Here is a 9,741-nt window from a genome sequence, read left to right as displayed (position 1 = left end):
TGCGTCGCACCATCAACCCGCTTCCGACAGCGATTTCGCGACGGGTTCGAAACGCACGTCGCGATGCTGCGCGGATCGGTCGGCGGCGTTCGCGCACGCCATCGACACGAACGCGTCGCGAGTCATGCGCAGCGCGCTCGCCGTCATGTCGATGTCGCGCACGATGCGCTTCGGCAGGCACAGCGCGATCCGCACGGAACTCGAGGTCACGCCGGTCAGGTCGATATCGAAGAACCGCCAGATTCCGTTACCCCGGTCGACATCCGACGCCTGCAATATCGCCATGTCCGTGGTCGGCGGCGGCACGAGACGCGCGGAGCGGTCATAGCAGGCCATGACCTGTCGCGCCGCGGCCGCCTGCAACTCGCCATACGAGTCGCCCTCCACATCGATTTCCGGAAAATCCGGAAGCGCGCCGCGATAGCGGGGATTCCCGTGATGCGTGATATAGACCGGAAATTTCATGAACCGCTCCCGACAGAAAATGACGACGAACGTCATCATGCGTCGCGGCGGCCCGACGAGTCGGTACGCTGAAGAACAGTCTGCGGGGCACGTTTCGTGGTGACCTGCCCGCCGTTCACACCCCGGATCGCCCGATGCCTCGCCACCCGGTCAGTCAGGCACAACGCGCTCGATCGAGGTACGGCACCGTACCGATCGGCACTGCAATGGCGCGCACACTCACATCAAGGGCCTCTGTCCCTGTTGCCAGAATGCCCAAGACGACCTGAATGCGGCGCGCTTCATCGCTCATCCGACAGGTCGTTGTCACCCAAACGGAGCCTCACCATGAATCCCATCACACTCGTTTTATCGGCTGCGTTCGTCCTCGCGGCATTCGCCGCCGGCGCGTGGGGCTACCTGTATCTCGCGGTCTCCCTTTTTATCGTCGCGGTACTGATCGCGTTGTCCGTGCGGGTCGCCAACGTCTGGGAAAAGTTCGTGATCCTTCGGATTGGCAAGTTGCAAAGCGTCAAGGGTGCCGGTTTCTTCATGATCATTCCAATCCTGGACAACGTTGTCGCGATCATCGACGAACGTATTCAAACCACCGCCTTCAACGCCGAACAAGCGCTGACCAAAGACACCGTTCCTGTCAACGTCGACGCCGTGATTTTCTGGCACGTCCATGACGCGCAGAAAGCCGCGCTCGCCATCACCGACTACCGGCAAGCCATTGACCGCGTTGCGCAAACCTCACTGCGGGAAATGATCGGGGCATCGATGCTGGCTGCATTGTTGTCGGATCGCAAGGCGGCCGACATGCACTTGCGCGACGAGATTGGCAGAAAGACCGTGGAATGGGGCGTGACTGTCCGCTCGGTCGAGACCCGCGATGTCGCGATCCCGGTCGCGCTGCAGGATTCGATGTCGCGGCAGGCGCAAGCCGAGCGCGAAAAGCAGGCACGGGTGATCCTCGGCTCGGCGGAGGCCGAAATCGCCGCCAAGTTCGTCGAAGCGTCGCAGGTCTACGAAAATCATCCGGGTGCGCTTCAGTTGCGGGCGATGAACATCATCTACGAAACGACGAAGGAACGCGGCGCGACGATCCTGATTCCCAGCGCGATGGTGGACAGCCTGAATCCCGTGCTCGCGCTTGCGATTGCCGGGCATGACGCGGCGGGCGCCGCGCCCGTGCCTTCGCTCAAGACAGCGGCGTAATCGCTAGCTCGTATTCACTCCCCTGCGACGCCTTGCACAGATCGCCCGGACATTGCCAGAACGGGGTACACCTACAATTTGATGGCGAGTCTGTTGTGAATACTCCACCATGGGCAGGAGGCAGAAATCGCTTTACCACGTTACAACGCGGGGATGGTCGCGGCGAAGGTCAGTCCGACACTCATTCCAGATCGGCCGTCGATCCTGATATAGCATCGATTGCTGAACCTGCGTGAACGTGTCATGGCAAGAAGGTAGTGGCCGCGCTCATATCGCAAAGGCTGATCTTCGAATTGCACCTGGTTCGTCACCGAGACGGTGCCGCCGACGCGCCACGCGACTGCTGCTACGAAGTTCGCCTGGTTCGCGTCGGCAACTGACCCGACATGCGCCGCGATGACGGTGCATCACCTTGCGGGAGACTCGCGCGCTTTCATTTCCTATTAACGGTTGGTTTGACGGTATGCCTCGAACCCGCCGGCATGGCACCCAGACAACAACCATTTGATTTTAAACCAATATTTAGTGGGGGCGGGTCGCAAACCCGCATGCAGTCTAGAGCGCTCTAACCGGAGAACTCCACGGAAATCAAGGTTACCCCGATTGGGTCTTGGCGGCACAGCCGGCTGAAGCGCCAGATTTCCCCCTATCGCGCGATGGGCTTCACGCTCGGCCGGCACCCCTTGGCGCTGCTGCGCGATCGCCTAACGCTCGATCGCCTGAAGCCGGCCGACCAGCTGGCGATGCTGCGCAGCGGACAGCTCGCGCGCGCGTGCGGACTGGTGACGGTGAGGCAGCGACCGGGCACGGCCAACGGGAGGGTCGGCCGGGATTCGTGAAATTTTCGCCAAAATTGCCTTAAGCGGCTGATTCAAAAGAGAAATCGATGCTTGGGTCGAGGGGCGCCGCCCGCCGCTGGAGATCCAGCAGATAGGAGCCGAGCCGGTTAATGTGTTCGCGTCGATACGGCGAGAGCGCCTGCAATACCTCGGCGTCGATCGGTAGCCCCTTGTCCTGCAGCGCCTTGAGTTTGCGCGACATCCATTGCACGTTGTACAGGATCACCATGTTCGCGACGAGCTGGTTGTATTTGATGACCTTGCGCTGCTCGTGCCGGATATTTTCGGCGATCACTTCGCCGCCGAACATTAGCCACTTCGCGAAGTCGTTGAACTGCTCGCTCTTGTTCGTCGCCGCGTGGATGGTCTGACGCATTTCCGGATCGTCGATATAGCGCAGCAGAAACATCGTTCGGATCACGCGGCCGAGTTCGCGGAAGGCGAAGTACAATTTGTTCTTGGCGCTCTCGGAGCCAAGGCGACGCAGAATCGTTGACGGTGTCATCCGTCCCGCCTTGATCGACACCGCGACGCGCAACATGTCGGGGAAATGCCGTTCGATCAGCCCCCAATCGATGCTCGCCCGGAAAAGCGATTCGATGTTCTTGTAGCGCCGGCGCCGATCGGCCTTGTAGAACACCAACTCCTTGATGTCGCGGATGCGCGGCATCAGATTGATCCCGAGCAGATGCGCGAGCGCGAACACCGGCGCGCTTTGCGCGTGCGTGTCGCCATGCACGGTATCGGGCTGCACGTCAGAGGCGTTCTTGATCAGGCCGTCGAGGATGTACACTGCCTCGTGCACGCCGCACGGGATGAAGTGGCTGAACAGCGCGATGTACATGTCGGACACGTGGTAGTAGCCGATCCCGCCATAGCCGCCGTACCGGATGTGATATTCCGACAGCAGGTTCTGTTCGTACAGATTCCACTTCGTGCCGTCGGCCGACACCCGCTTACCCGAGCCCCAGAATTTCGGCAACGCGAACTGGTTATACGCGTTGATCACCTTGACGGTCGCCTTGTCGAGCCGTTCTTCGGTGACGTGCTTCAGGTTCAGCCACGCAACCTGCTTGCGGCTCAGATTCTTGACTGAGCGTGCAGTCTGCGTCGGTCCGAGGTTACAGCCGTAGCAGAACAGCGTCGTGATGAAGCGTTTGCGCGGATCATCGACCTTCGCCTCGAATCCCGAGAGCGGACCGAAAAGCCGATGCAGATCAAGCCATTGCTCGGTTTCGGTGAGGATATCCAGGATGCTGACCGGCCGCATCGAGGCAGTGATTGCCTGATCGATCAAGGTCCGGTTGGGCGGATCGGGTTTCTTGTCGAGACGGTGGAGGATAAGACCCTGCGCACCGATCTCGACGTGGTCATTTTCCGGGAAACCCGCGTCTACCTTGTCGGCCAGCGCGCAGAGTTCATCTTTCAGTTTCTGGACGAAGGCCCGGCTGTCGACAGGGAAGTCGACGAGTTCGCTGTAGCGCGGCAATTCCTCGCGGAATTCGGCCCACGACACCTGGTGTTCGCGCGGGTCATCGTATTGATCGCTGCCCTCGACAAAGATGTCGCCGGAATTGAGTTCCCGCATGACTTGGCTGAACACGCAGAGCTCGAAATACTTCCGGTGCAGCAGGCGCGCCGCTCGGCCATCCGGCAATACGCATCGCTCCCACTTTTCCGGGAGCCAGTCGAGCGGCAATTGCGCGAGATCGGTGTCGCTGAGCAACAGATATTCGCGTCGCGACATACGCAGTTGCTTGATCCACTCGAGCGCCCGAAGTAAGGCGTCGTCCTGTGAGCTGGGCTTCAGCGACAGTTGCTCGACACATTGGAACAGCAACGAGCGCAGGTTTTTGTACGGTGCGAGCAGGAACGGAAAGATATGATTGCCGGCTTGAGCGATATGCTCATTGCAGCGGATCAGGACGGCATCGGGATCGTCGTTTAATGCGGCACGCATCTGCGCGATGCGCATGGCCGCGGGTGTTTCATCATCCTGCAGCACGTTCAGGATGTCGCGGAACTGGCTGACGAGTGACTGCAACTGATCAGCATGCGCGAGCTGGTACTGCTGAAGTCGAAGCTTGGCGGTGTGCTCGAGGTTGCGTACGGTCTTGATGAAAATCTCGGCGACGTCATCGAGCGCCTTCTGGCGTTGCGCGAGCATGAACAGCAGCGCGAGTGTATAGCGCTTGGCAGGCTTGAGCGCCCGCATTTCGTGCACATCGAGCGCACGCGCCTCAGTAACGAACTGCATGCGCTTCGGAACCGAGAGCATGTTCGGCACAGGCGGCAAGCCGTTGGCCAACGCGTTCATGGCCTGAATGTGCTCGAGGAAGCTCGCAATTTCACGCGGCCCGGGCCGCTTCGGTTCGCGCTTGAGCTCGTCCCATTGCGTTCGGCCGCGCCGGTTCAGAAACAGCGCGTCGACACGCTCCTTCAATGTGTCGTCGAGCGAGTCGACGAAGGCGCGATAAATCGATTCATGGAGCTGGCTGCGAGCCTGGCTGGCGATCCGAGTGAGCGTCGCGAGCGGCGGCAGTTCGTAGCGGCGCCGAACCAGCTCTTCCAGCATCACGTTGACGATGTCCGGCAATTCCGCCTTGGTTCGGGCCGCATTGGCAGCTAATTTGGCCAGCCATGTGTGAGCGGCGCTGTCGACGGGGAGAATCCGGACGAACTCGCGAAGGATTTTCTGATGCCGGGATTTGCTGCCTGAGCGGTCATAGCGCGCGAGGGTCGCGCGCGGCAGCGGACGGATACCGAGTACAGCACACACATGTTCGATGATGGCCGGCGGCACGTCCGAGATCACCGGCATGTACCCGAGGCGCTGCAACAACTTCAATTGCGCGAGGATCTTGCCAGTGCCCGGACCACCGATGAACACGACGTTGTGCGCGCTTTCGAGGAACGACAGCTCGCTCAGTTCGCGCACCAGCGCTTCGTCGACGTGTGCCTGCGCGAAGTCGAAGCCCTTCAGGTCGCGGTGGGCCGGGAAGCGCGCAGCGGTCATTTGATAGGCGATCGAGCGCACCTGCCGTTCGGCGGTTTCAGCCATCAACAGCTGCTTCATGAAGCGCTCCGGCTCGAAGTCAGTGTGGCGCGACTGCGCGAGCAGCTCCGGCCACGTGCTCGCCATGCCGTGCAGTTTAAGACCCTTGAGCTGGGCCGCGATATCGTTAGACATGACGATCCTCCGGTGGGTTGGCGCGCAGCGTCTCGTAACGGCTCACGTCGGCCGCGGGCTCTTCCTTGAGCTGGAGTTTCGTCGTGGCGAGGCTGCCATTCGTGACGGGCGCCTTCAGCCGGCTCAGCACGTTCAGGACGTGCTCTGCGCTGGGGCGTCCTGAATCCAGCGCAGCCTGTACGGCGAGCAGCACCGCATCGAGCCCGTGTTCGCGCACCGCAGCGAGCACCTGCGTCATGACGCGATCGCCGCCCGGGTGTTTCAGCAGATGCCGCTGCAGCAGTTGCAGCGGCTGCGGCATCGTGATGAACGGCGCGCCGTTGCGCAGTGCGCCGGGTTTGCGCTCGACCAACGTGACGTAGTGGCGCCAATCGTAGAAGGTCATGTGCCGCTCGAAGCTGCGTTCGTGGCGTGCGATCTCCTGGGCGTTGGCGACGACGCTGAGATATGCCGGATAGCAGCGCACGCTCACCAGCTGGTTCGTGTACTCGGTGGGCACGCTGTAGCGGTTGCGCTGGAAGTGAATCAGGCTGGTCGACGAGACTCGCAGGGTCTGCTCGATGTAGCCGTCAAACGGCCGTGGATTGGGCATCAGCCGGGTACGCTCGTCCTGCAGCACATCCTCGACCGTCAGCTCAGGCCACTGCGGGTGCCGCATGTGCCACGCCTCACGACACTGACCAGCGACCCATTCGTTCAGGATCTCCAGCGTTTCCCAGCGCCGTAGCGCTGCTTCGTGCCAGATCTGACGTCGCCGGTCCTGAACGTTCTTCTCGACGATGCCTTTCTCCCAGCCTGCAGCCCGGTTGCAGAACTCCGGCTCGAACAGGTAGTGACTGCACATCGCTTCGAAGCGCGCGTTGACCGCACGCTCCTTGCCGCGGCCAACCTTGTCCACGGCGGTCTTCATGTTGTCGTAGATGCCGCGCCGCGGCACGCCGCCGAACGCGGCGAACGCGCGGGCGTGCGCATCGAACAGCATCTCGTGACTCTGTGTGGGATAGGCGACGAGCCAGAACGCGCGGCTGGAGTTAAGTTTGACGTGGGCGACCTCCAGGCGTCGCCGCAGCCCGCCAATAAAAGCGTATTCGCAGCTCCAGTCAAACTGGAAGGCTTCGCCGGGTTCGAAGGCGAGCGGCACGAAGGCCTGCCTGCGAGGCGCCTCAGCCTGCTCCTCGTGCCAACGCCTCACGAACGCGCTCACCCGGCCGTAGCTGCCGGCGTAACCCTCGGCGCGGATCGCCTCGAACATGAACCGGGCGGTGCGCCGGTCACGCTTCGGGCGATGACTGTCGGCACGCAGCCAACCTGTCAGCTGTGCGGCCCAGTCGTCGATGACGCTCGGGCTGACGCGCTTCGGATACTTCGGCTCGACGGCATCAGTCTGCCGCAGCCAGCGGCGCACCGTGTTTCGGGACAGGCCCGTACGCCGCGCAATCTCGCGCAACGGGACCTTCTCGCGGAAATATATCCGCCTGATCTTGGCCAATATACCCACCGTGATCACCTTTGTATCCCCTGCTCAAAGATTGAGCAGGGCATTCAATCAAGTGGGTCAAAATTCGATGAAAATTTCCAGCTCTAGTGGGTCAGTTCTGCGCGGACATCAACACCCGAGTCTTTCCGACACCCGTTCGCGATCAGGATGGACTGGATGGTGGTAGGCGTCACGGCAGCCATGGATAGTGAAGGGTTGAATTAAGTTCGCCGACGCGCCGCCCGCCATCCGCTTGTTTCGCTGGGCGGCGCACGGATCGTCGCTTCGGTCGGGCGCGGTTGCATCGTCCCGGCTTTCGCCAGCCAACATCTTCGTCATATCGCCCGATAGCCGCTATCGACATCGCGACGACGAACAGGAGACCGACCGGCCGGTCGGCAATCGGAACTCGGCGAGGCCATGCCACGACCCGCCCCGCCACAACTTCAGTCGCGGTTCTCGAAAAGTGGCGCGTGATCCATCCAGTCGTAGACCGCACCGGCTCTCGCCCACGCCCAGTTCGCATCGCGAAGCCGGTCGCCGGACCGCGCTGTCGATCGAGCGCCATCCGTCTCCCGCTCGGGCGCGATCCCGCGCGCGTCGTCCTGCGGTACGCCATTTCGCTTTTGGTCGCCAGTCATTGCATCCCCTTATGTTTGTAGAAGCTTTCCGTGCTTCGGCCAGGCCCGTTCGACTCAGGAAAATTCCTGCCTGACCGGCGCGCGCCGAATACGCCGAGGTTCCATCACGCAAAAAGCAAGCCACATCGAATATCGAGCGGACAGCATTGGTGTGCGGTGACCGGGTCTGAAGCCCGGTCCCGTATAGCCTCAGCTATGGAATGGAGGTTTCAATTCTGAAATCAAAGAACCCCATTACAACGCCTTGCGTCGCGGCGCCGATTGCGATGCGAGTGACAAAACGGCACGGTCTGGTCGGTCGTATCTCGTGAGCCGGAGATCGCCGCCCCGATCACCGTCAACGCATTAACGCGAACGCTGCTCCCCGAGGTCACCCCGGTCGGCGAAGCAGCGTCGTTTGCGTGTTGCAGTAGTGCGCCAGCCCGGCGACACCGTTTTCCACCCCGAGCCCCGACTGCTTGACCCCACCCATTGGCACTTGCGGCCCCAGGATGTGGATCTGGTTGATCCACACCACGCCGACCTCGAGCCGACGCGCGATTTCCTGCGCCCGCTCGACGTCAGCGCCCCACACGGACGCCCCGAGCCCGTAGTGAGTGGCGTTGGCACGCGCGACGACCTCGTCGACATCCCGATACTTGAGCAGCGGCAGCACCGGCCCAAACGCCTCCTCCTGCACGCAGCGCGAATCGTCCGGCGGGTTGTCGACAATCGTCACCGGGATAAAGAAACCGTCGCTGTCGTCGACTTCGCCACCCAGCGCGAAACGATGGCCGGCCGATTTCGTGTCCGCGATCAGGTCACGCACCTTGCGATACTGCAGCGCATTCTGCAGCGGACCGAGATGCGTTGCCGGATCGCTGCCATCGCCCACCTTGACTGTCTTTGCATACGCGACGAATGCGTCGAGGAACGCGTCGTAGATCTGCTCGTGTACGTATAGACGCTTGGTCGCCACACAGAACTGCCCGCTGTTCTGAAATGCCGCCCAGAACAACGCGGGCACGGCCGTCCCGATATCGACATTCGGCAGAACGATCGCAGCGTCGTTGCCGCCGAGTTCAAGCCCCGTCCGCTTCAGCGTTCCGGCAGCCGAGCGCTGCACCTTCTTTCCCGTCTCCGTCGAGCCGGTAAATGCGATCATTCCGATATCCGGATGCTCGCTCATCGCTTGCGCGACGTCGTCCGGCGTCACAATGACGTTAAGCACGCCCGGCGGCAGAATCCGCTGCGCCAGCTTGCCCAGCAGAAGGGTCGTGAGCGGCGTATGAGGAGACGGCTTCAAAACCATCGTGTTCCCCGCCAGCAATGCCGGGGCGATCTTCCAGACCGCCAGCAGGATCGGGAAATTCCACGGAACAATGGCACCGACGACACCGATAGGCACATGACGCAAGATCGCTGTCTGGCCATCCCCCATGTCAAGCTCCTCGTCCGGGAGCGTCAGCTTCGCGATACCGTAGAACCAATGCGCCGCACCGTCGATCTCCCACTCCGCCGCAACACGGGGCTTCCCCTGTTCCGCAACGAGCCACGAAACGAGTTCATCGCGATGCGCTGCGACGAGTTCGCCCAGGCTCGCAACGATGCGTTGACGCTCCGCGTACGAGGTGTTTCGCCATGCAGGTAACGCGTCGCGTGCAGCCTTGACGGCAGCATTCAGATCGTCGACCGATGCCAGCGGAACATTCGCGAGTTTCTTTCCGTTAGCTGGATTGAAAACCGCATTCTGGCGGGATCCGCCGTGGTCCTTGCCGGCGATCGACAATTTGAAGTCCGGAACGGAATCGTTGCTGTTGTTTTCCATCTCTTCTCTCCAATCATTCCGATGATTCTTGAAGCGTCGAAATCGCGCGGCTCGAACATCGAGCCAGTTCGAAGAAGCCGGTTGTTTCGATCGGCCGCGCGGCTTTATAAAGCAGGATGACG

Annotated in this window: 6 protein-coding genes and 2 pseudogenes; 2 read left to right on the top strand and 6 right to left on the bottom strand. The window is 61.5% G+C overall.

Annotated elements, in window-relative coordinates; all coding sequences use genetic code 11:
* Nucleotides 1-12 precede the first annotated feature (12 nt).
* Complete coding sequence (locus tag LGN19_RS35570; RefSeq protein WP_175223243.1) at nucleotides 13-465, bottom strand: type II toxin-antitoxin system HicB family antitoxin; 453 nt, start codon at nucleotides 463-465, stop codon at nucleotides 13-15.
* Between the two features lie 327 nt (nucleotides 466-792).
* On the opposite strand from LGN19_RS35570, the gene LGN19_RS35565 reads away from it, so the two are divergent.
* Both LGN19_RS35565 and LGN19_RS35560 read left to right on the top strand, forming a co-directional pair.
* The gene (locus LGN19_RS35565; RefSeq protein WP_098553541.1) at nucleotides 793-1,665 is read left to right on the top strand and encodes a slipin family protein; all 873 of its coding nucleotides are present in this window, start codon (nucleotides 793-795) and stop codon (nucleotides 1,663-1,665) included.
* Nucleotides 1,666-2,321: 656 nt separating this feature from the next.
* A complete protein-coding gene (locus tag LGN19_RS35560) occupies nucleotides 2,322-2,504 on the top strand; it encodes a hypothetical protein (protein WP_374105061.1) in 183 nt (60 codons plus the stop codon).
* A 19-nt stretch (nucleotides 2,505-2,523) separates the two neighbouring features.
* Here the strand turns inward: LGN19_RS35560 and LGN19_RS35555 are convergent.
* From LGN19_RS35555 to LGN19_RS35540, 5 genes and pseudogenes are all read right to left on the bottom strand, one after another.
* Nucleotides 2,524-5,364: pseudogene (locus tag LGN19_RS35555) on the bottom strand (Tn3 family transposase); the annotation flags it as partial.
* A pseudogene (locus tag LGN19_RS39980) lies at nucleotides 5,365-5,694 on the bottom strand (ATP-binding protein); the annotation flags it as partial.
* Nucleotides 5,687-7,192 carry an IS21 family transposase gene (gene istA / locus LGN19_RS35550; RefSeq protein ID WP_122946804.1) on the bottom strand — a complete coding sequence of 502 codons (1,506 nt, stop codon included), beginning with the start codon at nucleotides 7,190-7,192 and terminating at the stop codon, nucleotides 5,687-5,689. The gene istA and the pseudogene LGN19_RS39980, both read right to left, overlap by 8 nt.
* Before the next feature lie 425 nt (nucleotides 7,193-7,617).
* Nucleotides 7,618-7,812: a hypothetical protein gene (locus LGN19_RS35545; protein ID WP_226219818.1), complete on the bottom strand. Its 195-nt coding sequence runs from the start codon at nucleotides 7,810-7,812 to the stop codon at nucleotides 7,618-7,620.
* 370 nt (nucleotides 7,813-8,182) lie between these two features.
* Nucleotides 8,183-9,619 carry an aldehyde dehydrogenase family protein gene (locus LGN19_RS35540; protein WP_175223242.1) on the bottom strand — a complete coding sequence of 479 codons (1,437 nt, stop codon included), beginning with the start codon at nucleotides 9,617-9,619 and terminating at the stop codon, nucleotides 8,183-8,185.
* Nucleotides 9,620-9,741 lie beyond the last annotated feature (122 nt).

It is taken from the genome of Burkholderia sp. AU30198 (assembly GCF_020419825.1).
Lineage (GTDB): Bacteria > Pseudomonadota > Gammaproteobacteria > Burkholderiales > Burkholderiaceae > Burkholderia.
The sequence above is the reverse complement of the archived record's forward strand: the minus strand, read 5'-3'. Positions and strand labels throughout refer to the sequence as shown.